20 protein-coding genes, 2 tRNA genes and 1 riboswitch are annotated in these 21,988 nt (G+C 46.0%); of the genes, 4 read left to right on the forward strand and 18 right to left on the reverse strand.

Annotated features, from left to right (window positions below; genetic code table 11):
* Nucleotides 1-336: 336 nt before the first annotated feature.
* The 8 genes from ICW03_RS04955 to ICW03_RS04990 form a co-directional block, all read right to left on the reverse strand.
* The gene (locus tag ICW03_RS04955) at nucleotides 337-528 is read right to left on the reverse strand and encodes a hypothetical protein (RefSeq protein ID WP_215349718.1); all 192 of its coding nucleotides are present in this window, start codon (nucleotides 526-528) and stop codon (nucleotides 337-339) included.
* Nucleotides 525-935 (reverse strand): DUF5681 domain-containing protein, encoded by a 411-nt coding sequence (locus ICW03_RS04960; protein ID WP_215349721.1) that lies wholly within the window; start codon nucleotides 933-935, stop codon nucleotides 525-527. The genes ICW03_RS04955 and ICW03_RS04960 overlap by 4 nt, the downstream gene beginning before the upstream one ends.
* A gap of 543 nt (nucleotides 936-1,478) precedes the next feature.
* The gene (locus ICW03_RS04965; RefSeq protein ID WP_215349723.1) at nucleotides 1,479-3,227 is read right to left on the reverse strand and encodes a DNA polymerase; all 1,749 of its coding nucleotides are present in this window, start codon (nucleotides 3,225-3,227) and stop codon (nucleotides 1,479-1,481) included.
* Nucleotides 3,227-3,793 carry a hypothetical protein gene (locus ICW03_RS04970; RefSeq protein WP_215349725.1) on the reverse strand — a complete coding sequence of 189 codons (567 nt, stop codon included), beginning with the start codon at nucleotides 3,791-3,793 and terminating at the stop codon, nucleotides 3,227-3,229. The genes ICW03_RS04965 and ICW03_RS04970 overlap by 1 nt, the downstream gene beginning before the upstream one ends.
* Nucleotides 3,793-4,065, reverse strand: coding sequence for a hypothetical protein (locus tag ICW03_RS04975; RefSeq protein WP_215349728.1), 273 nt, complete (start codon nucleotides 4,063-4,065; stop codon nucleotides 3,793-3,795). The genes ICW03_RS04970 and ICW03_RS04975 overlap by 1 nt, the downstream gene beginning before the upstream one ends.
* A 119-nt stretch (nucleotides 4,066-4,184) precedes the next feature.
* A complete protein-coding gene (locus ICW03_RS04980; RefSeq protein WP_215349730.1) occupies nucleotides 4,185-4,709 on the reverse strand; it encodes a hypothetical protein in 525 nt (174 codons plus the stop codon).
* Between the two features lie 2 nt (nucleotides 4,710-4,711).
* Nucleotides 4,712-5,614, reverse strand: a complete 903-nt coding sequence (locus ICW03_RS04985; RefSeq protein ID WP_215349733.1) for a site-specific integrase — start codon at nucleotides 5,612-5,614, stop codon at nucleotides 4,712-4,714.
* An 86-nt stretch (nucleotides 5,615-5,700) separates the two neighbouring features.
* Nucleotides 5,701-5,776, reverse strand: a tRNA-Asn gene (locus ICW03_RS04990).
* A 21-nt stretch (nucleotides 5,777-5,797) separates the two neighbouring features.
* Between ICW03_RS04990 and thiD the strand changes: the two genes are divergently transcribed.
* Nucleotides 5,798-6,682: a bifunctional hydroxymethylpyrimidine kinase/phosphomethylpyrimidine kinase gene (thiD, locus tag ICW03_RS04995; protein ID WP_215349735.1), complete on the forward strand. Its 885-nt coding sequence runs from the start codon at nucleotides 5,798-5,800 to the stop codon at nucleotides 6,680-6,682.
* Between the two features lie 25 nt (nucleotides 6,683-6,707).
* On the opposite strand, the gene thiE is transcribed toward thiD, so the two are convergent.
* The 9 genes from thiE to ICW03_RS05040 all read right to left on the reverse strand — a co-directional run bounded on the left by thiE (nucleotide 6,708) and on the right by ICW03_RS05040 (nucleotide 15,786).
* Entirely contained in the window at nucleotides 6,708-7,634 is a 927-nt protein-coding gene (gene thiE / locus ICW03_RS05000; RefSeq protein ID WP_215349738.1) for a thiamine phosphate synthase, read from the reverse strand.
* 22 nt (nucleotides 7,635-7,656) lie between these two features.
* A complete protein-coding gene (locus ICW03_RS05005; RefSeq protein ID WP_215349741.1) occupies nucleotides 7,657-8,475 on the reverse strand; it encodes a thiazole synthase in 819 nt (272 codons plus the stop codon).
* A 23-nt stretch (nucleotides 8,476-8,498) separates the two neighbouring features.
* The gene (gene thiS / locus ICW03_RS05010) at nucleotides 8,499-8,696 is read right to left on the reverse strand and encodes a sulfur carrier protein ThiS (RefSeq protein WP_215349744.1); all 198 of its coding nucleotides are present in this window, start codon (nucleotides 8,694-8,696) and stop codon (nucleotides 8,499-8,501) included.
* The gene (locus ICW03_RS05015) at nucleotides 8,687-9,838 is read right to left on the reverse strand and encodes an FAD-dependent oxidoreductase (protein ID WP_215349747.1); all 1,152 of its coding nucleotides are present in this window, start codon (nucleotides 9,836-9,838) and stop codon (nucleotides 8,687-8,689) included. The genes thiS and ICW03_RS05015 overlap by 10 nt, the downstream gene beginning before the upstream one ends.
* Nucleotides 9,839-9,853: 15 nt before the next feature.
* Entirely contained in the window at nucleotides 9,854-11,794 is a 1,941-nt protein-coding gene (thiC, locus tag ICW03_RS05020; RefSeq protein ID WP_251374472.1) for a phosphomethylpyrimidine synthase ThiC, read from the reverse strand.
* 37 nt (nucleotides 11,795-11,831) lie between these two features.
* Nucleotides 11,832-11,939: riboswitch (TPP riboswitch) on the reverse strand.
* 85 nt (nucleotides 11,940-12,024) lie between these two features.
* Nucleotides 12,025-12,858 (reverse strand): NUDIX hydrolase family protein, encoded by an 834-nt coding sequence (locus tag ICW03_RS05025; RefSeq protein WP_215349750.1) that lies wholly within the window; start codon nucleotides 12,856-12,858, stop codon nucleotides 12,025-12,027.
* A 202-nt stretch (nucleotides 12,859-13,060) separates the two neighbouring features.
* Nucleotides 13,061-13,135, reverse strand: a tRNA-Arg gene (locus ICW03_RS05030).
* Nucleotides 13,136-13,327: 192 nt separating this feature from the next.
* Nucleotides 13,328-14,560: an MFS transporter gene (locus tag ICW03_RS05035; protein WP_215349753.1), complete on the reverse strand. Its 1,233-nt coding sequence runs from the start codon at nucleotides 14,558-14,560 to the stop codon at nucleotides 13,328-13,330.
* A gap of 5 nt (nucleotides 14,561-14,565) precedes the next feature.
* Nucleotides 14,566-15,786 carry a CaiB/BaiF CoA-transferase family protein gene (locus ICW03_RS05040; protein ID WP_215349755.1) on the reverse strand — a complete coding sequence of 407 codons (1,221 nt, stop codon included), beginning with the start codon at nucleotides 15,784-15,786 and terminating at the stop codon, nucleotides 14,566-14,568.
* Nucleotides 15,787-15,865: 79 nt separating this feature from the next.
* On the opposite strand from ICW03_RS05040, the gene ICW03_RS05045 reads away from it, so the two are divergent.
* On the forward strand, nucleotides 15,866-17,854 hold the full coding sequence (locus ICW03_RS05045; protein WP_215349758.1) for a DNA topoisomerase IV subunit B: 1,989 nt from the start codon (nucleotides 15,866-15,868) through the stop codon (nucleotides 17,852-17,854).
* Nucleotides 17,855-17,925: 71 nt separating this feature from the next.
* Nucleotides 17,926-20,301: a DNA topoisomerase IV subunit A gene (gene parC, locus ICW03_RS05050; protein WP_251374493.1), complete on the forward strand. Its 2,376-nt coding sequence runs from the start codon at nucleotides 17,926-17,928 to the stop codon at nucleotides 20,299-20,301.
* 9 nt (nucleotides 20,302-20,310) lie between these two features.
* On the opposite strand, the gene ICW03_RS05055 is transcribed toward parC, so the two are convergent.
* Nucleotides 20,311-21,270 carry an XdhC family protein gene (locus tag ICW03_RS05055; protein ID WP_215349761.1) on the reverse strand — a complete coding sequence of 320 codons (960 nt, stop codon included), beginning with the start codon at nucleotides 21,268-21,270 and terminating at the stop codon, nucleotides 20,311-20,313.
* 53 nt (nucleotides 21,271-21,323) lie between these two features.
* Between ICW03_RS05055 and ICW03_RS05060 the strand changes: the two genes are divergently transcribed.
* Nucleotides 21,324-21,974, forward strand: coding sequence for an NTP transferase domain-containing protein (locus ICW03_RS05060; RefSeq protein ID WP_215349764.1), 651 nt, complete (start codon nucleotides 21,324-21,326; stop codon nucleotides 21,972-21,974).
* The last annotated feature ends 14 nt before the right edge of the window (nucleotides 21,975-21,988 follow it).

The following is a 21,988-nucleotide window of genomic DNA, read 5'->3' on the forward strand; positions in this document are numbered from 1 at the left end:
CTATTTCCCCTGTTTATACAATTTAGTATGAAAGTAATTTGAGTTGATATCTCATGCACTTATTCCAGATTAACCACCTAAAATCATTTCGTTTATCACTTATTCAGTAACAAGGATAATCGAGCTATGGCTAGTCGTCATAAAGCCTGAGATATGTAACTTCAGCTCGGCCATCTGAGCTCCGATTGCCTAGGGTTCTTGAAAAGACATAAATGGGGTGGAGGTTATCTACGCCAAAGTCTGCTTTGGGTCGGTTTCGGACCTTCGCTGTTCATCGGATCTTCCATCCGTCAATCATTCATGCCTAATTGCGTATGGATGGCTCGCAACAGGGCATTAATCACACCAAATCCATTTTTTATCGGTAACACTTTTAACACGTTCAAAGAATTCTTCTTTAGACTCATCCTGAGCGCGAACCAATCCTTCCGCTTCTTTCCACTCACAATCTGCCCACCCAAGAAAATGAACCTTATCCGCATCAGGGATGGTTTTTTCAATTTTGGCCAGTCTACTCTTTAGGCTCATTTTTGCACTTCCAGACGGCTTATCCGACCTTCCAAATCGATTGTTTCAATCGACCTTCTTCTTGCCTCAACAATTGATGCAATCTTCTCGCCTTCGCTTGGTGTAATGTCCCCATCAGCCACCGCCTGAAGAATTTCTGATTGTGCTTTACCAACACCTTCCAGATCGTTTATTGAAGGCAAATCTAGAGCGATAGGGCGGTCTTTGGTGTTTGGTAGCACCTTGTCTATGATCATCCGACAAGCTGCCATATCGCCACTTTTGGCCCTTTCAATCACGGTTGCCAATACCGCTTCTAAATTACCTTCCATGAGCGCATAACTTATCTGAGTTGTTGCGTGACGTACACCCCTTGGCTTTCCCTTTGGATTACCTGACTGGCCTTTAATAAATAACTTTTTGGGCATCCTGATTTATTCCTGTATTTGCAGAAGGCTGTTGCGGTCTTCAGTTCAAAATAATGCCAATACATCTTCGCAAAAAAGCCTATCGAATCACCAAGGCTACCAATAAATACAGGACCTTGATAGGTGTTAAAAGTATGGGGCAAACTTGCCTTGATTCATCCGCTGGAGTTACTTCTAATAGGTTTATCTCTGTGCAGGTGGATAGTGGGGTACGAACCTCTTTTGGGGTAGATGCTGATTAATCCCGCATCCTCTAGCCGTTTTAAAGAGCTTGAGATGGTTTGCCTACTAAGACCAGTGATATCCCTGACCATTGAGTCAATCTTAAATTTTTGTGCATTGTTTATACCTACGTAGAACCACAAGGCATTTCCAACTAATCCTGGAGAGACTCCAACTTTAGATGCTTTCGCTAACCATTCACACCATACGGGCCCCTTTATAAACTTTTGATCTAGACTTTTCATTTTTACTCCATTAGTATTTTTTAATAAGAAACATAAGACTGAGCAGTTGTATAGGTTATTAACACCTGGGTGTTAACTATGCGACTGATGGCATTAAGAGATGCGCTTTGATTGACATGACTTTGTGCCAGAACTCTTCACTTGATTCATTTAGAAATCGCTGTGGGTGTCTGTAAATATCTGCCTCACTACTTAATTCAAATCCATCCAAAATAATCCTACTTGCTTCCTTCATGCGGGATTGCGCTATTTGCACATCTCGCTCAATATCTTCAAGTTTGGATTCAATGAGAATCGCATCGTGTACGGGCGCGCAGATTTTGATATTTTCTTTTGCTATCAAAATGCAAGCAATTCTGAGCATCTCCGCCGAATTGGCCTGCATGGGAAAGTTCCTAAGGCTTCTCGGATTAACGTCCGATTTAACGCGCAAGCTCCAGCCAAATACTGTGCATGCTTTATTGGCATTGACGGCCCTGTTGTAATACTGGTCAGACCAATTCCAAAATTGCTTATAGACGTGTCTATGTGCTTTTAATAACTGTTTAGCGCGAAGTAGGGGTTGTTTTAGTCTTAGCGCCAGAGCCTCTGAGCCCATACCGTATTGCGTTGCTAGTACGCAAGCCTTATATTGTTCTCGCTCTTTGTGATGCGAGGCCTTGGTAGCGTCTAGCGGTACTGCTCCAGCTTGCTTTGCGAAAGTTAGATATGGATCTCCGCTATGGTACGCGGCCATCATGTTTTTATCGCCGGACAGAGCTGCGGCAACCCCAAATTCTTGTTGGGACCAGTCGATATACGCAATTGCATAACCAGGATGAGGCTGGATTAGTCCCCGCGCCCACTTAGCGAGCCCAAAGATAAATTTACTGGTTGAGGGCTGGTTTCTTCCTGTTGAAGAGCTATAAGGTGAAATTAGACATCTGTTACGGCCATCAGCACCCACTTGTAGTGAGTTAAGTCTAAATTTAGAGAGGCTATCCCTAAGTTGACGAAGCGGCGAAATGACAGGGTGGATCTGCGCCATGAGTTTAAATGTTTCTTCATCTAACTTTAACTTACCCGATGCTTGGCGTGGCCATACGATTTCCTCTTTAAGTAGATAGGCCTCGAACTTGGATTGGCGGAACGAGCCATTTTCGTAAACGTCGTAGTCCTTGTCGATTTGCCTGATGAGTTCTAACTTGATGTCATCCCAGTTATCGCGCAGCCCTTGATAGGCTTCGAGATCTATAGGAGAACCGTGACCCTCCATTTGGGCTAATGGGATGCTGTACTGCCCGCGGATCAGGGCTCTTGGCAGGTCAATTCTTGTTGCCATGGCTGTGAATAATTGCGAAAGTGCATCAACATCACTCTGGCAGTATTCAATTAAGGCCGTTTTTTCAAGATCGCTATAGGGCTTGCCCCGAAGGGCTAGATTTCTCATGGCATCTTTGTGTTCGGATTCAATTGCCGGTAGCTTGAATGCTTTCATTGCCCCAAGTAGTGAATGGCCCATTGGCATCACAAGCCCATTGGTCATGTTTTTAAATTCAACAAACAGGTCCAAGATGTTAATTGGCCATCTCCAACCAAGCGCTTGGAAGCAGGCCATTTCAGCGCTTGCGTAGTAGGCCACTAATATCGTTTTAGCGTTATTACCAAACGGATGATTGCTCATGGTTGCGAGATCATCTGCCCATAATTTTGTGTATTTATTCGTAGATGAATTTAGGGCGACCATGCAAATGACTTCTATGGGGTTGCCTTCAACCCCGTCAATTTGTCGATACTCAAAATCAAGGAAGATGAATTCGTAATCTTTACCATCACAGGGCTCCATCAAACTCTCCCCTGAAGTTGCTGGATCAAGGGATGGTCTTCATGAGAAATAACGCGCCCAAGAAAGACCGCTTCAATCAATTTGTCCATTGATTGATTTGGCCAATTTGGCTCACCAAGGTCAGCAGCCGCAACAATGACAAAATATTGCTGTGACTCCATATTGGACTCAATCCGCACCCATTCATTTTCAGCGCGCTCAATGGCTTCGCGCATCGTAGTTGTCCATAAAGTGGTCTTGGCTGACTGATCAATAATGGGCTCAGCAATGAGCTTTGGCGTCCCAGCGTTATCAACAGCAAGCCTTAATATTTTTGCTTGTGCCATTCTTCCAAGATGCGGGGCCATATCAGGCGTCGCAAGGTACTCTTCGCCTGACTCCTTATCCTCGACCACATAGATCGGAAATTTGTATTCCTCCCCAGGATGAATCCTGGAAAAGCGTTGCTTGCTTAATTTCCCGTAGGATGGCTTGGTCGGAAGCTTAATCCCACCAGCGCCACCGATAAAGTTTTCTGGAAGCCTGCTTTTCTGTAAAAGGCTTTTGAATGAATTTTCTTGTGTCATCACGCACCTCCTGGCACGGACTTATACAAATTGTTGGGCTTTTTAAGAGAAAGCCACTCATTAAGACGACCTGGGAATGACATCGTAAGAAAAGTGCCGCTTCGTAGGCTTACAACCGAATCCCCAAAGAATTGGCGTTTAGTTTTGAGTAGTTGAATAAAGCTCCCGCGTGTCCATATTGATTGGATTGCGGGATTTGAGTCATAGAATTCAGCCCAGTGCTTCAAGGGCTGTTTAAGATCAATCGATAAATTTAAGGTTTGTTGTTTCATGTAATCTCCTAATAGTCGCCCACCACGGGCGTATTTGAAGATTACTGAGGTAGATAAAGTTAAGAAACCAGCAAGCAATGATTGAAGGTACCCTCAATCATTGCATGAGGGTAGGTTGATTATTCTGGCTCTTTCGGTGAGTGCATTTTTGCATGTCTTTTTAAAATGCGATCAATATATTGAGAGAATACCTTTGTGCTTTGTAGCCCTAGTTTTCTACTCTCTCTTTCGTTTATGGGCTTGAGGTATTCGGAAGATTTTGATTTTGCTGGACCCCAAAAATTATTAGGGCTTATATCGCGTTCCTGACCAACAATCTTTAGTATTTGGATCTCTTGTGCGTACTTGAATCGCCTGGCCTTCAAAGAATTTGCGTATGCCTTATCTAGCTCAATGCTTAGTAATTTTCTCTCCAGCTCGATATTTTTGGATATAACACTCGCGATTGATTTTTGAAGATCATCGGGTAAATTTTTGTGTTCATTGAGAATTGGGAAATTTGTATACATAATGGCAGGGATAACACCTCGCGTCACCCATTCCCGGAACTCTGTCTCTACCTTTAGTGCAACGTTTTCAGTGTTTGCAATATCTATCAAGATATCAATTTTTTCAATTCCTAACCCTTCAATATATATTTCCATTTTTAGCTCCAGGCTCTCGATACAGCATCGATTAAATGTTGGTTACTTAGGTGACTATAGCGCCTCGCCATAGAGGGGCTTTTTTGCCCAAGCTGAGCCATTACTGTGGCCTCATTCGCATTAGCTTGTGATAGCAGGCTGGCTGCCACATGGCGCAGGAGGTGGAAGCAGGTGAGCTTTTTTTCGAGACCTGCGTCTTTCACAGCGGACTTATATGACCTTACAAAATAGTGCTTTCCAAAGACTAGGTCAGAGGGTTGGTGCTGGGCCCGCTTTAGCCTTTGAAGTTGCTCCAAAGCGCTTGGCGAGAGGGCACAGGAGTAGGCCGAGCCGTTCTTAGATGTTGGCACACTGATCAATTTCCGTTCAAAATTGATATCAGACCACTTTAGTTTGCGTAAATTCCCAAGGCGCAGGCCTGTACTGGCGGCCGTGGCAATAATGGCCGGTAGAGGCTTCCATCGGGCTAATCCGGCGACCAAAATCAGCCTATCAATCTCGTCCTTTGTAATTTCGATATAGCGCGCATTATCTTCACGTTGCTTGGTGACAAACTTTGTGGGTGATTGATATGAGCGAGGAAGTAGGTAGCGTTCCTTTGCCATCTTAGTTAGGCTTGGGAAGGCCATCAGAAGTTTGTTGATGGTTGCAGGTGCCAAAGGCTCGCCAGTCGATACAACACGTCTAATGACATTAGGCGGCTTGCCCGAGCGAATAACTTTGGATTTGCCGGCAGCCATGTAGACACCGAGCGCGCGCTCTATATCCTCGGGAGTGATATCGACCCATGGCTTATTGCCAAGCTGCTCAATCCAAAATTTACTGCGGGTAACAAAAGAATGATCGGGGCCCTTGTAGGCTGCGATCAGCTTAGTGGCGGTATCGCCAAAAAGAACCTTATCCATATTCCAAAACTCCTTAGTCTTTACGTTCAGGTCCAACGGAGAAGTCCGTCGAACTAATGACCGCCGTGGTGGGCGACTAAAGTGTTTGGCTCCTCGACCTGGGCTCGAACCAGGGACCTACGGATTAACAGTCCGGCGCTCTACCGACTGAGCTATCGAGGAATAAGCCGATATTATAGCAAGATGAAATCACAACTTCCTACTTCTGTGCAGATCCCTAAGGTACTGACTATTGCTGGGTCAGATAGTGGCGGCGGGGCGGGGCTCCAAGCTGACCTCAAGGTCATTACTGCCTTGGGTGGCTATGGTATGTCTGTTATTACCGCCATTACCGCCCAAAACACCTTGGGTGTTACGCGGATTCAGGATGTGGATCTTGATGTGGTTGAGTCTCAAATTGATGCTGTTTTATTAGATATTGGTGTCGATATTGTCAAAATTGGCATGTTGGCAAGCCCGGAAATAGTAAAAACTGTTGCCAAATCTTTACGCAAACACGGCGTAAAACGCATTGTTCTTGATCCGGTATTACGTGCTACTTCCGGCGCAAGTTTGGGGGGTGACGATACTGCGCAGGCCATGATCTCCGAATTATTTCCACTTTCTATATTGGTTACGCCTAATTTAGATGAGGCATCACTTTTGCTTGGTCGTGATATTGCCGGTCCCAATGAATTTAAGCGGGCTGCCGAAGAATTGCTCGATATGGGGCCGCAAGCGGTATTGATTAAAGGTGGACATCTTGATGCCACACACACTCAAATTACAGACTACTTAATGTGGCGCACTATCGAGGATGGTTTGGAAGTAGTTCAGACAAAAGAATTCAAACACTATCGCGTCAATACGGCAAACACCCATGGCACGGGTTGTTCATTGGCATCTGCAATTGCTACATATTTGGCAGATGGCCATGATCTGAGTCATGCGGTTGCAAAGGCAATTGCCTATGTAGAGGCAGGATTAGAGGCAGGTCGTTTCTTAAGCATAGGCGAAGGTCCTGGACCTTTATGGCATATGCATGACTTCTATCCAACCGCGCTACTGGATGAAAAAGATAAGTACTAAAAAATATTGTTAAAGATATTTTTTCTTAAGCTTGCATCAAATCTTGCAATTGTTTCACTGCAGCCTTGGGGTCCTTGGCTTGCGTGATAGCCCTCACTACAGCTACCGATCCAACGCCACTCTTAGCCACTGCATGAATGCTATCTTGATCAATGCCTCCAATGGCTACCAGGGGATAGTGGCTCATTAACTTGGCGTATTGATATAGGCGTCCAAGTCCTTGAGGAGCAGTAGGCATCTTCTTGAGGTTTGTCGGAAACACTGCACCCATAGCAATATAGCTTGGACAAAAACGATCGGCATATGCAAGCTCTGCGTATCCATGGGTACTTAAGCCTAAACGCAAACCTGCCGCTCGAATCTCATCTAAGTCAGCGGCTTCCATGTCTTCTTGACCTAAATGCACGCCATATGCACCAGCATCAATTGCTTCTTGCCAATAATCATTAATAAATAGCAGTGTTTTGCTATCTTTAACTGCGGCAACAGATTCTTTAATTTGTTTTCTAATCTTAGACTTATCTTCAGATTTAAAACGTAATTGCACCGTCGGAATCTCTGCGTCAACCATGCGTTTTACCCAATCAGAATCAGGCATCACACCATATAAACCTAAGCGTTTAGGACACTCTTTGAACGCATTAGGGTTCATATTGCGAGTCCATGGCAGCAAATCAAAGTGCTCTGGTCTGTTAGGCCATTTAAAAGGGTTAAAGCCGCCATCTTGCAAAGTCATACGTGACCAAGCTTTGCCAAGAGTTTTGGCGTCAGATTCAATAAATCCCATTTCAATAGCAGCCAAAGCGCCAGCTAGCTCGTAATGATCGACTGCTGCTTCATTATCAATTTGTGGCGGTGGTGTATTTAAGCTGAAGGCTGGAATTGGAATGCATAGATCTGCATTACGATGCGCTGCAACTATTTGGTCGGCAAGATCACGAATCAGACTCATTAGTTCAGTGTACTTAACTTCATTACGAATGGTGCCAAAAAGGCGTGCCTACCAATGGCGTACTGGCTTGAGCGGATTCTTGTGGTTTCATGGCGCCCGATAAATAGGCTGCACGTCCTGCATCCACAGCCATAGCAAAGGACTTGGCCATGACTACAGGATCATCAGCTAATGCAACAGCAGTATTGAGTAGTACACCATCAAAACCCCATTCCATGACCGTGCATGCGTGAGAAGGGAGGCCTAAGCCAGCATCAACTAAGAGCGGCACCTTCAAACGATCGCGCAAGAGTTTCATGGCGTATGGGTTTAATGGTCCCTGGCCAGTTCCAATGGGTGCAGCCCATGGCATTACTGCTTGGCAACCGACATCCACAAGACGTTGACACAAAATGAGATCTTCGGTGCAATACGGCAGAACTTTGAAGCCATCTTTGATTAAAGTCTCAGCTGTTTGCACCAAACGCAAAACATCAGGCTGTAAGGTGTAGTCATCGCCAATGAGCTCTAACTTAATCCAATCAGTTTCAAAAACTTCACGTGCCATTTGTGCGGTTGTGATGACTTCTTGGGGGCTATGGCAACCAGCGGTATTTGGCAAAACAGGTACAGCCATCTTTTTGAGTAAATCCCAAAAGCCACTATGCGCTTCAGCCGTTGAGGTGCCCTGGCGACGCAAGCTGACTGTAATCATGGCGGGATTGGAGATGCGAACAGCATTTTCCAAAACTTGTGGAGAAGGGTAGCGTGAGGTGCCCAGCAATAAACGGCTAGCAAAGCTCTCGCCATACAGTACAAGAGTATCGGCGCTATTAAGCTTGCTGGGTAATGGAGCGTTCATATCAAGATCGGTTCGTTATTGCATCACCCACCAGTAACGGGGGCGATTATTTCAATTTGGTCATTCTCATTTAAGACAAACTCAGCATGCTTTGTCTTAGGTACAAAATTCAGATTCACGGCAACAGCGTAGGGTGGCTTCGCGTCAATCAATGCCAGCGCATCGCTCACCAAGCTTTGACTTGGCAAGTCATACTCCACTTTATTAACGATCACGCGCATATGGCCTCTACTTGATTGTCAATTTGCGTAATGCTTAGACCCAATTCCAATGCAGTCTTGCTTGAGTCTTGCTCTAACACTTGTAAGGCGCAATCTAAAACAGCTGGCGCAATCATAAAACCATGGCGATAAAGTCCATTGATCAACATCAAATCTACCAGCCCTTTATCTTTTTTCATCCGGATTTCCGGTAGATTATTTTTTAAAGTAGGGCGACATTGTGTTGCCATTTCTAAAATACGTGCTTCAGCAAAACCACTGTGAATGGTATAGACCGCACTAAGTAACTCCATCGCAGATCGCACACTCATCTCAGACAGATCATCGGATTCAATTTCAGTGGCGCCCACCACATAGACGTCATTTTCTTTCGGGGCAATGTAGATTGGGTAGCGCGGGTGAATTAATCTCGTTGGACGGCGCAGTTTTACCTCTGGAGCATAGAGTCGAATCACTTCGCCGCGAACACCACGTAAGGCGTTAGGTTTGTCACCAGTAGACCAAGCATCTTTAGCGCCAGTACCGCGACAATCAATCACTGCTTGATAGTCCGATTGCTTGCGCAGCTCTTGCGGGTCAACTTCTGTGTGCCAGTGGCAATTTACCTTCAATATCTTGAGTTCACTAGCAAGTGCCTCTAGTAGTTGACGATTGTCCAGCTGTCCTTCGTTTGGCAAGTACAGCCCCTGATTAAAGCGATCAGCAACACCAGGCTCCAACTCACGCAAAGTTTCATTACTTAACTTTTGCGGTGAGCTGAGCTCAGAGTTCGCACGACAGTTTTTCTCTAGGTGAGCGGTAAAGCGCTCAGCATCACTAGCATCTTGTCGATGCCAAATAATCAAAGTGCCGTCTTGCTGGAAGAAGACCGATTCAGATAGTTCAGAAATCAGTTCTTTCCAGCGAGGTAAGCTATACAAGCCCATGCGCACAACAGACTCTTCGGTGATGGCAGATTCAGCAAGAGGAGCCAGCATCGCAGCTGCAATGCGTGCTGCAGCATGAGCCGCATCTGGGCCGCCTTTTTCAAATAGATCAACTTGAGATCCACCTTTAGCAAGCGCAAGGGCTAGCAAGCGACCCATTAGGCCGCCGCCAACAATTGCATACTTTCCGTTAGAGAGCTTCAAGTTATCTGCCATTACAAAGCTTGATAATTACTGGTAAATCTCACTACCGCGCTTACGGAACTCCGCTGACATCTCTTCCATGCCTTTGGATGCATCCGCTACTTCGGTAATCGGAATGACCTTCGCTTTAGGATTTCCATCGGCATCTAATGTCGCTGCATAGTCACGCACTTCTTGTGTGATCTTCATGGAGCAGAACTTTGGACCGCACATTGAGCAGAAATGAGCAATTTTTGCACCTTCAGCCGGCAAAGTAGCATCGTGATACTCGCGCGCACGCTCAGGATCTAAGCCAAGATTGAACTGATCTTCCCAGCGGAATTCAAAGCGGGCTTTGGACAATGCGTTATCGCGTACTTGAGCGCCAGGTAAGCCTTTGGCCAAATCTGCACCATGAGCAGCAATCTTGTAGGTGATGATGCCTTCGCGGACGTCTTCTTTATCTGGCAAGCCTAAATGCTCTTTAGGTGTGACATAGCAAAGCATGGCTGTACCGTACCAACCAATTTGGGCTGCGCCAATACCGCTGGTGATGTGGTCGTAACCAGGAGCAATATCCGTAATCAATGGTCCAAGCGTATAGAAGGGAGCTTCTAAGCAATGTTTCAGCTCTTCAGTCATGTTTTCTTCAATGCGCTGCATTGGTACGTGACCAGGACCTTCAATCATCACTTGCACGTCATGTTTCCATGCTTTGGCAGTCAATTCGCCCAAGGTATGAAGTTCGCCAAACTGGGCGGCATCATTGGAGTCGGCAATACAGCCAGGTCGTAAACCATCACCCAAGCTAAATGACACGTCATAGGCTTTCATGATTTCACAAATCTCATCAAACTTTGTATAAAGGAAGTTTTCTTTGTGATGAGCTAAGCACCATTTAGCCATGATTGAGCCGCCACGAGACACAATGCCGGTAATGCGATCAGCTGTAAGTGGAACATAACGGAGTAATACGCCCGCATGAATTGTGAAGTAATCAACCCCTTGTTCAGCTTGCTCAATCAATGTATCGCGGAACATTTCCCAAGTAAGGTCTTCTGCAATGCCACCAGTTTTATCTAATGCTTGGTAGATAGGAACGGTACCAATAGGAACTGGAGAATTGCGAATAATCCACTCACGGGTTTCATGAATATGCTTACCAGTAGAGAGATCCATGATGGTATCTGCACCCCAACGGATGGACCAAACCATCTTTTCTACTTCTTCGTTAATAGAAGAGGTAACGGCCGAGTTGCCCAAGTTGCCGTTAATCTTCACGCGGAAGTTACGGCCAATAATCATTGGCTCTAATTCAGGGTGATTAATGTTGGCAGGAATAATCGCACGGCCAGCAGCAATTTCTGAGCGGACAAATTCACCGGTAATGATTTCAGGCAAGTTAGCGCCATAGCCTTTGCCAGGATGTTGCTTGAGGAGTTGCTTGTAAGCTGGATCCTTGCGTAGTTGCTCAAGGCCCATAGATTCACGCAAGGCAATGTATTCCATTTCTGGAGTGATGATGCCTTTGCGAGCATAGTACATCTGACTTACATTCTGACCAGGCTTAGCCACGCGCGGCGCACTGATGTGAGAGAAGCGTAAATTTTGAGTGGCTTCATCTTGAGACCGAGCAACGCCATATTCAGAACTTGGGCCAGCCAATTGAATCGTGTCATTACGCTCGGCAATCCAAGCATCACGTAGTCTTGGCAAACCTTTTTCAAGATTGATGACAACATCCGGATCACTGTATGGTCCAGAAGTGTCATAAACAGGAACAGGAGGATTAGCTAATAATTCTTCACCAACGCGTGTTGGCAGCTGCTCAATCATGCGGATTGGCGCTTTAATATCCGGACGCGAACCTTGGAGGTAGGTTTTGGTTGAGGCGGGATAGGCAAACTTTTGCCCAAAGTCGCGCTCCAAGCTTTTTAAACTGGGAATTTCGTGTTTAGCGTTTTTTGTTGTGGAATTGCCTGTACTCATGTCCATCTCCTAGCTGTTTTAGATGGACGAAACCGGGTGTCGGTCTGATGTAACTCCCCACGCCAGCATTACCTGGATCGGGTTAAAGGGTCTTTCTCAGCGCCTTCAGACTAAAAACCTCCGAAGGGCACCCCTGTTTCATCCTTAATAAGGATTTAACCACGAATTGGGGGATCGATGCATGACTAACATCAAGCAGGAGTCACAACAGGCAAATAAGGGCGAATCCCTTATTTATTGCGACGCAATATGAAGTCTGCCGTTACAAAAGCGGCGTCAGAGGTGAATTCGTCAGCCAATATCCTGGCGGCAGCCTCCGCAAGGGAGATTTCTATAAAGCCGCTGACTTCGCCGTCGTGATTCATTGGGACGAAGTTATCAGTCAATTCTAGGTCGTAAACATAGAGCTGCTCATCATGAAAACCCCTGTTAAGGGATGGGCGACGCATATGAATGCGTCCAACAGGCTCGATCTGTTCTGCAATTTGCTCGGGTACGCCAGCCTCTTCCCAAAGTTCACGACGCGCACTTACCCAAGGTGTTTCATCGGCGGTAATGCCGCCAGCTGCTAAGTTATCTAACTTGCCTGGATCGGTAGGCTTGGTTTCACTACGCCTACCCAACCAAATCTTATTGCCTTGCGTGTAGCCGTTGATATGCGTTGCCATGCTACGAAACCCAAACGTGCGAAATGCAGCTCGTTCCATGCGAAAGTACTTGTGACCATTTTGATCCACCCATGCAAAGTCTTCATTTCGCCAGCCGGGAATAAATCCACCTACGCGCATGCGATTGGCTAACTGGTAAAGACTGTTTGATAAGTCTTTTGGTTTACCTAATTGAATTGTCAGCTTGTCATGACTAATTGCAATTAGTGGAATAGATTCTTTTTGTAATGACTCTTCTAAATAGGCGGTGAAGTCTGGATTGAGGTGTCCAATAAGCTGCTCACCTATTGCGCCGCGGGATAAATAGATTGGCAAAAAATCTGCCGGAGCAGATCGCGCCGTATTTTGGAGCATTTCCTCAAGGGCGGCTAGCGTACTGGTTGAAAGGCTGGTCATGGGACTAAGTGTAAGGGAACTCGGCTCTCTTAACACATAACTGCGGCTGCATTACCTTAAATAGTTGTAAGAAATTACAAAAGAAGGGGGATTACTTTTTGCACACAATTTAGGCAAGCTAGGTCAGCCTATACAAATCTGTGACTTACGAAAACTTTTGGGGATTTATCCACAATGCCTGTGGATAAGTATGAAGAATTTTTGGTCCCGCCGACAGGAATCGAACCTGTATCCCACGCTTAGGAGGCATGTGCACTATCCATTGTGCTACGGCGAGGTGCTATAAAAATTAAAAGTGTGTTAGGTAGATTTTAATGAATCACCATTTAATAACTACCATCCACATAGAGCCCAAACCTGATTGGTAACAGCCACCATCATATCTGGTGCAAGGTACATTGAAAAAACAAATAACAGCACAAAAAAACCAAACCCATAGGAAATGATTTTCCAAATTGCCGGTTTTTTCTTAGGCATTAGCGACTCGTTCAACAGCACGTTCTTTTACAGGAAGGTTTGCTAAGAAAGCAAAGACACCCAATCCAATAGCGATTTCCCAAACAATTAAATATGAACCTGTTTGGTCGAATAAATAGCCGCCCAGGAATGCGCCGCAGAAACTACCTAGTTGATGCGAGAAAAATACCAACCCAGATAGCATTGTTAAATACTTAACGCCAAATATCTGTGCAACGATACCGTTGGTAAGGGGGATAGTCGATAGCCACAAGAAACCCATGATTGCTGAAAAGATATAAGTGCTCATTGGTGATGGTGGCAACAATAAGAAAGCGGTAATAGCAATCGAGCGACCTAAGTAAATGGCGGATAGTAAATAGCGCTTTGGAAAGCGTTGAGCCAAGATTCCAGAGCTGTAGGTGCCAAAAATATTGAATAGCCCAATTAAGGCTAGGGCGGTAGTGGCAACTACTGGAGCGCCAACCGCTGGATAGTTCACAGAAACATCTTTAAGGTAAGGTGCTAAATGCACGGCAATAAACACCACTTGAAAGCCGCAAACAAAGTAGCCTAAGGTCAGATAGCGAAAGCTAGGATTGCTAACCGCCTCTTTTAAAGCCTGCTTAATCGTTTGATCACCCAAAGCATGTGAGTGACTAAAATTTTTCTCACGCAACATAAAAGCAGTTGGAATCATGAGGCTGGCCATTAAGGCCAACATGAGAAGCGCATTCTGGGTGCCAAATGCACTGAGCAATCCTTGCTCCGCTGGAATCATCAGAAACTGACCAAATGAACCTGCTGCTGCAGTAATGCCCATAGCCCAAACACGTTTTTCCGCAGGAACGTTACGCCCTAAGATACCGTAAACCACGCTGTAAGTGGTTGCAGTTTGAGCTAGTCCAATCAACAGGCCGCCAGCCAAGGTGAAGTTCATCACGTCACCTGATAAGGCCATGCCCGTTAAACCTAGTGCATACAAAATGCCACCAGCTACCATGATTTTGAATGCGCCATAGCGATCCGCTAGGGCACCAGTAATTGGCTGAACTGCGCCCCAGATCAGGTTTTGTAGCGCAATCGTTAAAGCAAAAGTTTCACGCCCCCAGCCATTGGCTGAGGTAATCGGTAAATTAAATAAGCCAAATCCATGACGAATGCCCATGGATAGTGTGACCATTAATCCGCCGTAAATAAGGACTTCCTTCATCGAAAGCCCGGCGTTGTTTTTTGGCTTGTTCATGGGATTTAGATGATGCCTTTGTTACGCAACACTTCAATAGTCTTATCGTCGAGCTTAAGGCGCTCATGCAAAATCTCATCCGTATGTTGACCAAGGGTTGGCGGAGCCATACGAACTTCAGTAGGTGTTTTTGATAAACGCATTGGGCTGGCTACTAATTTCATGCTGCCAACAGTAGGGTGAGGGGCTTCGATCAGAACGCCGCGGTGAATCACCTGTTCGTTTTCAAAGACTTCTTTAAAGTTATTAATGGGTCCGCAAGGGACATTGGCCTTCTCTAGTAGGCCAATCCATTCGCCCTTAGTTTTTTTGCGAGTCATTTGCTCTAAGAGCGGAATGAGTTGCTTGCGATGTTCTACGCGAAGGGGGTTAGACACATAAAGTGGGTTGTCCGCTAAATGCGCTTCACCGCCTGCCGTCACGAAATGCCTAAACTGACCATCATTGCCCGCTCCAACAATCATCCAGCCATCAGAGGTGGGGAAAGTTTGATATGGAACAATGATTGGTGAAGCGTTGCCCCAGCGTTTGGGTATCTCACCTGAGGTAAGGTAGGCGCTTGATACGTTGGCCATCACGGCTATTTGCGTATCTAGCAGTGACATATCGATGTACTGACCTTCGCCGGTATGGTCGCGATGGACTATGGCTGCGAGTATTGCCGTGCTGGCATACATGCCGGTAAAGATGTCGGCGATAGCAACACCAGATTTTTGTGGGCTAGCGCCTTCAAAGTCATGTGCCTCACCAGTCACACTCATGAAGCCGCCCATACCTTGGATAATGAAGTCATATCCAGGACGGTGTGCATAAGGCCCAGTTTGACCAAAGCCAGTGATTGAGCAATAGACTAGGTCAGGCTTAATCTTCTTAAGACTTTCATAATCAAGTCCGTATTTGGCAAGATCCCCAACCTTATAGTTTTCTATAACCACATCCGATTCGGCGGCTAGCTGACGGATGAGTTCTTGACCCTCAGGCTTCGCAATATCGACTGTAATGGAGCGTTTATTGCGATTAATGCAAATAAAATAGGCAGATTCCTCGGTGTCCTTGCCGTTGGGATCTTTGGCAAAAGGAGGGCCCCAGTGGCGGGTATCGTCCCCAACGCCAGGTCTCTCGACTTTAATGACATCGGCACCCAAATCCGCTAGGTTTTGAGCGCACCAAGGACCAGCCAAGACTCGGCTAAGGTCTAAAACGCGAATATGACTTAAGGCTCCCATGCCTCGATTTTGGCATGGATGACGGGGTAATACTTGAAAAATTCCGTCTGGATCTCAGACATGACTACAATTTGCGCGCATGGCTACCCGTAAAACTTCCGAATACAGCGAATCGTCGATTCAGGTCCTAAAAGGACTGGAACCAGTCCGTCAGCGGCCTGGAATGTACACCCGCACAGACAATCCACTCCATATTATTCAAGAGGTGCTCGATAACGCATCTGATGAAGCTTTAGGAGGGTTTGGCAAGCAAATCATCGTCACCATGCACACCGATGGCAGCGTGAGCGTTGAGGATGATGGACGCGGCATCCCAGTTGGAATGCATCCGACCGAAAAATTACCTGTAGTAGAAATCGTATTTACCCAGTTGCATGCTGGGGGTAAGTTTGAAAAAGGCACTGGTGGAGCTTACGCATTCTCAGGCGGTTTACATGGTGTTGGTGTTTCGGTAACTAATGCCTTATCCAAGAGATTAGAAGTTACTGTTTGGCGTGATGGCCAAAAGTCAACATTGACCTTTGCTGACGGCAAGGTCATTGAAAAACTCAAATCAAGCCCATCTTCAAAAGAAGATAAGTCACACGGTACTCGCGTACGCGCTTGGCCTGATGGCAAGTACTTTGATAACTCGGCTATTCCGATGCCTGAGCTCATTCGCTTATTACGCTCCAAAGCGGTCTTGCTGCCAGGAGTGAAGGTTACCCTGATTCAAGAAAAAACCGGCGATACCCAGACTTGGCAGTATGCACAAGGTTTGCGCGGCTATTTAAATGAAGCTATTGCACAAGCAGGTCATGGCGCAGAAGTTATTCCGCCATTTGAGGGTGAGCAATACGCTACTGGTACGGGTGATGATGATTCATTTGCTGAAGGTGAGGGCGCTGCTTGGGTAGTTTGCTGGACTGAAGATGGTGCACCGGTGCGTGAGAGTTATGTGAACTTGATTCCAACTCCTGCAGGCGGTACGCATGAAAGTGGTTTGCGTGAAGGTTTATTCAATGCTGTAAAAGGCTTTATTGAAATGCACGCATTACAACCCAAAGGTGTGAAGCTCATGCCTGAAGACGTATTTGCACGTGCATCCTTCATCTTGTCTGCCAAAGTATTGGATCCACAATTTCAAGGACAGATTAAAGAGCGCCTTAATTCTCGTGATGCAGTTCGCTTAGTTTCTGGTTATGTGAAATCTGCTCTTGAGCTCTGGCTAAACCAGCACGTTGACTACGGTCGTAAGTTGGCTGATTTAGTTATTAAGCAAGCCCAGGCCAGAACCCGCGCTGGACAAAAAGTTGAGAAGAAAAAATCTTCTGGCGTTGCTGTTTTGCCTGGCAAGCTAACGGATTGCGAAAGTCAGGATATTGGTATGAACGAAATCTTCCTGGTAGAGGGTGACTCTGCTGGCGGTTCAGCCAAAATGGGTCGTAATAAGGAATATCAAGCCATCCTGCCATTGCGCGGCAAGGTATTAAATACCTGGGAAGCAGAGCGCGATCGCTTATTTGCTAACAATGAGGTGCACGATATTGCGGTTGCAATTGGTGTCGATCCCCATGGTGCGAATGACAATCCAGATTTATCTAATTTACGTTACGGCAAGGTTTGCATTCTTTCAGATGCGGACGTCGATGGAGCGCATATTCAGGTTTTGCTGCTGACCTTGTTCTATAAGCACTTCCCTAAATTGATTGAATTAGGTCATGTGCATATTTCTAGGCCACCACTATTTAGGGTGGATGCACCAGCGCGCGGCAAAAAACCAGCGCAAAAGATCTATGCATTAGATGCTAATGAGTTACAAGCAATTGAAGATAAGTTGCGTAAAGATGGCGTAAAAGAAACAGCATGGCAGATCTCTCGCTTTAAAGGTTTGGGAGAGATGAGTGCAGAACAGCTTTGGGATACGACCTTAAACCCAGATACTCGCCGTTTACTACCTGTAACACTAGGTACTTGGACCGAAGACGAAACATTTAAAACAATGGATATGCTGATGGGTAAATCAGAGTCTGGTGCGCGTCGCGATTGGCTTGAAGAGCGCGGCAATGAAGTGGAGGCAGATATCTAATGACAACTAAAAAGACTCCTGGAAAAAATAATCCAGCTGATCAGGCGGATCTTTTCTCTAATCCGATGGAGATGGATATCGTTGAGGTCGATGAGGCTCCAGCAGTGGCAGCATCATCTGGTGGCGGTTCAGGTAACCATGATCCGAAAACAATTGACCTAAACGAAGATGGCAAAGACAGTTTAACTTTAGCGGTATACGCAGAGCGTGCCTATTTAGATTACGCTATCAGCGTGGTTAAAGGCCGCGCTCTTCCAGATGTATCTGACGGACAGAAGCCTGTACAGCGCCGAATCCTGTTCTCGATGAGTGAAATGGGCTTGCGCGCTGATGCGAAGCCGGTAAAGAGTGCTCGTGTTGTTGGTGATGTATTGGGTAAATTCCATCCTCACGGCGATCAGTCTGCTTACGATGCATTGGTTCGTTTGGCACAAAGCTTCTCATTGCGTTATCCGTTAATTGATGGACAAGGTAACTTCGGTTCCCGTGATGGTGATGGCGCGGCAGCGATGCGTTACACAGAGGCGCGCCTTACTAAAATTGCCAGCCTGTTATTAAGTGAGATTGATGAAGGTACGGTTGATTTCGCACCAAACTACGATGGTTCATTTCAAGAGCCGAAGTTGTTACCAGCACGCCTACCGTTTGTATTGCTCAACGGCGCTTCGGGTATTGCTGTTGGCATGGCTACCGAGATTCCATCGCATAACTTGCGTGAGGTAGCTTCCGCAGCAGTTGCTTTAATGAAGTCTCCAAAGATGAGTACTTCAGAGTTGTTGGAGATCATGCCCGGTCCTGACTATCCAGGTGGCGGCCAAATCATTTCCTCTGCTGCAGAAATTGCGCAGATTTATGAGGCAGGGCGCGGCAGTATTAAGGTGCGAGCACGTTGGTCAATCGAAGAGTTGGCTCGCGGTCAGTGGCAGATCGTTGTAAATGAATTACCACCAGCCACTTCCTCTCAGCGTGTATTGCAAGAGATTGAAGAGATCACCAATCCAAAGGTCAAGGTTGGCAAAAAGACCTTAACGCCTGAGCAAAATAATCTCAAATCAACCATTCTGAATGTGCTCGATGGTGTGCGTGACGAGTCCAGCAAGGATGCCGCAGTGCGCTTGGTATTTGAGCCTAAGAGCAAGAATATTGATGTCAATGAGTTTGTAAACCTATTGCTTGCGCATACCTCATTAGAGTCCAATGCGCCAATGAACTTGGTGATGATTGGCAATGATGGTCGTCCGCGTCAAAAGGGCTTAAAAGAAATTATCTCCGAGTGGATTGCTTTCAGGGTTGCTACGGTTACTCGTAGAACGCAGCACCGCTTAGGCAAAGTCAAAGACCGTATGCATATTTTGGAAGGGCGCTTAATCGTTCTTCTCAATATTGACAAGGTTATCAAGATCATTCGCAATAGCGATGAGCCCAAAGCAGATTTGATTAAAGAATTTAAGTTGTCAGACCGTCAGGCTGAAGACATCCTCGATATTCGTTTGCGTCAGTTGGCTCGCTTAGAAGGTATCAAGATCGAACAAGAGCTTAAAGAACTTAAATCTGAACGCGATGATCTTGAAGGCTTGTTACAAAGCGATACCGTCTTGCGTAAACGCATCATCAAAGAAATCGAATCCGATATGAAGGATTTTGGCGATGATCGTCGCACCCTAATTCAGGAAGATAAGCGTGCAGTTGCTGAGACTAAGGTGATTGATGAGCCAGTAACGGTGATTGTTTCCCAAAAGGGTTGGGTCCGAGTACGCCAAGGCCACGAGCATGATCCAACGCAATTTAGCTTTAAGGCAGGCGATGCTTTATACGCCACCTTTGAAGTGAGAACGGTAGATGTCATTCAAGGCTTTGGTAGTGATGGTCGTGTTTATACCGTCCCCGTCAGCGAATTGCCTGGCGCTAGAGGTGATGGTTCACCATTAACCAGTTTTGTTAATTTAGCTGCCGGGTCACAGATGGTTGCTTACTATGCTGGTCAACCTGACGATTTAGTATTGCTATCCACTAAAGCAGGCTTTGGATTCTTGGCTAATGTATCGGATATGAGTACCCGTAATAAGGCGGGCAAATCATTCTTAAGCATGGATGCCAAGGTTCCGGGTGATGCACCTTTAGGAGCGGCAAAAGTCAAAGTTGGCATGAAACAAGTTGCCTGCTTGTCCGAAGCTTCCAAGTTATTAGTTTTCCCTCTAGATGAGCTCAAGCGTTTGCCCACCGGTGGTAAAGGCGTGATCTTGATGGGCTTGGACGATAAAGAGCACTTGGCTTCAGCAATTGCTGTAGGACCTGATGGGGCGACCTACTCTGGTGCAGGACGTGCCGGCAAGCCAACCGAATTGAGTTTGGATGCAAAAACCTTGAAGTCATTTGCGGGTAACCGTGCACGCAAAGGTCACTTTGTGGAACCACGCTTAAAAGACGGCAAGCTCACAGCGAACTAAGTACGGCTTTTAGACTTTCTTCGGAACGCTAATGCCGTATTTGACGGCGATCACTTCTGCCAGGATCGAGACTGCGATCTCTGGTGGGGTGAGGGCCCCAATATAAAGTCCTACAGGGCCATGTAATTTTTCTACCTGCTCTTGGCTTACATCGAATTCCAATAAACGCTCTTTGCGTTTTTGAGTGTTCTTACGACTGCCTAGTGCGCCTACATAAAAAGCTGGTGACTTGAGAGCCTCCATCAAAGCCATATCATCCAATTTAGGATCGTGTGTGAGGGCAACAACTGCAGTGTGAGAGTCGACACCAATCTCAAGCAATACATCATCCGGCATGCCCTTAGAAAATGTAATGTCAGTGCGATTGAGGCCTTCGGCATATTCTTCGCGAGGATCGATCACAATGACTTCGAAGTCAGAAGCTAAAGCAAAATCAGCGGTGTATAGGGAGAGTTGGCCGGCGCCAATGATGACCATGCGCCAGCGTGGACCGTAAGTCGTTTGCATTTCTTGTTCGGTGCAAACAAATTCATCACTACGATCACCTAGGGTGAGTATCGATTTTCCAGTGCTTAAACTTACTGAGCGGCGAGTAATTTGATGTGTAGAAATATTCTCAAGTAGCTTTTCTAAAACATTTAACTCCGGTCTTGGTTCGACCAGTAGACGCAGGGTCCCACCACAGGGGAGACCAAAGCGTGCAGCCTCTTGTTGAGTAACACCATAAACCACCATTTCAGGGGTATTGCGCGTCAAAATTTCAGTCTGCACTCGACGAATCAGATCATCCTCAACACAGCCGCCTGAAACTGAACCGGCTACCTGACCATCCGCACGTATCGCCAACCATGAGCCAATAGGGCGTGGAGCGGAGCCCCAGGTTTGAACCACGGTTGCAATCGCCACAGATTGGCCCGATTGGAGCCATTCCACGGCAGATTTAAGAACGCTGAGATCGGTACTGTTCATACTATTTCTTCTTTTGCTAATGCTTTGATGAATAACTAATTATTATCACTCTAATGACTATTTCTGGTGAATCCTTCAAAAACCCAAAATTACGCCTTGCCGTACTTTTATTGGCAGCGGGCGAGGGAAGTCGTTTGGGGGGAATACCCAAGGCATTGCTCAAGAAAGAGGGCGATACCTTATTAAGACGTTTTCTGCGCTCAATAGAATGCTTAAATCCCGTGGAAACTCTAGTGATTACGGGTTTTTATGCAGATGCAATTGAAGCGGAAATCCATTCAATAAAGCAAAAGACTGGTAACTCGATTTCTATCATTAAAAACCTAAATCCAGAGTTAGGCCAATCATCTTCAGTTCGTCTAGGTTTAGAGTCGCTCAAATCTGACTACGACGTTTTGTTGGTTGCTTTATGCGATCAGCCTAATATTGGCGTCTCGGAGATTGAAGATCTGTTAGAGCAATTCAATCAAGCAGGATTCAATAAGGAAATCGTCTTGCCAATGGTAAATGGAGGCCGTGGTAACCCAGTATTGTTTTCGAAAAAGGTGATTGAAGAAATTCTTGCGACGCCAAAGATGGTCTGCAGACCCTTTATGGATCAGCATCCAGCGCTAGTGAAAGTATTTGAGACGAATAATCAGGCTTATTTATTGGATGTCGACACCCAGGCCGACATCCAAAAACTAGGGCTTGATCCTATTTAAATTAATGTAGTTGA

Source organism: Polynucleobacter sp. MWH-Aus1W21 (genome assembly GCF_018687275.1).
GTDB lineage: Bacteria > Pseudomonadota > Gammaproteobacteria > Burkholderiales > Burkholderiaceae > Polynucleobacter.

Coding starts and splice junctions, on each gene's coding strand:
- ICW03_RS05025 (WP_215349750.1), bottom strand. CDS start 12,858: ATGACCAGCCTTTCAACCAGTACGCTAGCCGCCCTTGAGGAAATGCTC.
- thiS (WP_215349744.1), bottom strand. CDS start 8,696: ATGCGCGTGATCGTTAATAAAGTGGAGTATGACTTGCCAAGTCAAAGC.
- ICW03_RS04975 (WP_215349728.1), bottom strand. CDS start 4,065: ATGAAACAACAAACCTTAAATTTATCGATTGATCTTAAACAGCCCTTG.
- ICW03_RS05035 (WP_215349753.1), bottom strand. CDS start 14,560: ATGAACAAGCCAAAAAACAACGCCGGGCTTTCGATGAAGGAAGTCCTT.
- parC (WP_251374493.1), top strand. CDS start 17,926: ATGGATATCGTTGAGGTCGATGAGGCTCCAGCAGTGGCAGCATCATCT.
- ICW03_RS04960 (WP_215349721.1), bottom strand. CDS start 935: ATGCCCAAAAAGTTATTTATTAAAGGCCAGTCAGGTAATCCAAAGGGA.
- ICW03_RS04955 (WP_215349718.1), bottom strand. CDS start 528: ATGAGCCTAAAGAGTAGACTGGCCAAAATTGAAAAAACCATCCCTGAT.
- ICW03_RS04965 (WP_215349723.1), bottom strand. CDS start 3,227: ATGGAGCCCTGTGATGGTAAAGATTACGAATTCATCTTCCTTGATTTT.
- ICW03_RS04980 (WP_215349730.1), bottom strand. CDS start 4,709: ATGGAAATATATATTGAAGGGTTAGGAATTGAAAAAATTGATATCTTG.
- ICW03_RS04970 (WP_215349725.1), bottom strand. CDS start 3,793: ATGACACAAGAAAATTCATTCAAAAGCCTTTTACAGAAAAGCAGGCTT.
- ICW03_RS05045 (WP_215349758.1), top strand. CDS start 15,866: ATGGCTACCCGTAAAACTTCCGAATACAGCGAATCGTCGATTCAGGTC.
- thiE (WP_215349738.1), bottom strand. CDS start 7,634: ATGAGTCTGATTCGTGATCTTGCCGACCAAATAGTTGCAGCGCATCGT.
- ICW03_RS05060 (WP_215349764.1), top strand. CDS start 21,324: ATGACTATTTCTGGTGAATCCTTCAAAAACCCAAAATTACGCCTTGCC.
- ICW03_RS05015 (WP_215349747.1), bottom strand. CDS start 9,838: ATGGCAGATAACTTGAAGCTCTCTAACGGAAAGTATGCAATTGTTGGC.
- ICW03_RS05040 (WP_215349755.1), bottom strand. CDS start 15,786: ATGGGAGCCTTAAGTCATATTCGCGTTTTAGACCTTAGCCGAGTCTTG.
- thiD (WP_215349735.1), top strand. CDS start 5,798: ATGAAATCACAACTTCCTACTTCTGTGCAGATCCCTAAGGTACTGACT.
- ICW03_RS04985 (WP_215349733.1), bottom strand. CDS start 5,614: ATGGATAAGGTTCTTTTTGGCGATACCGCCACTAAGCTGATCGCAGCC.
- thiC (WP_251374472.1), bottom strand. CDS start 11,794: ATGAGTACAGGCAATTCCACAACAAAAAACGCTAAACACGAAATTCCC.
- ICW03_RS05055 (WP_215349761.1), bottom strand. CDS start 21,270: ATGAACAGTACCGATCTCAGCGTTCTTAAATCTGCCGTGGAATGGCTC.
- ICW03_RS05005 (WP_215349741.1), bottom strand. CDS start 8,475: ATGAACGCTCCATTACCCAGCAAGCTTAATAGCGCCGATACTCTTGTA.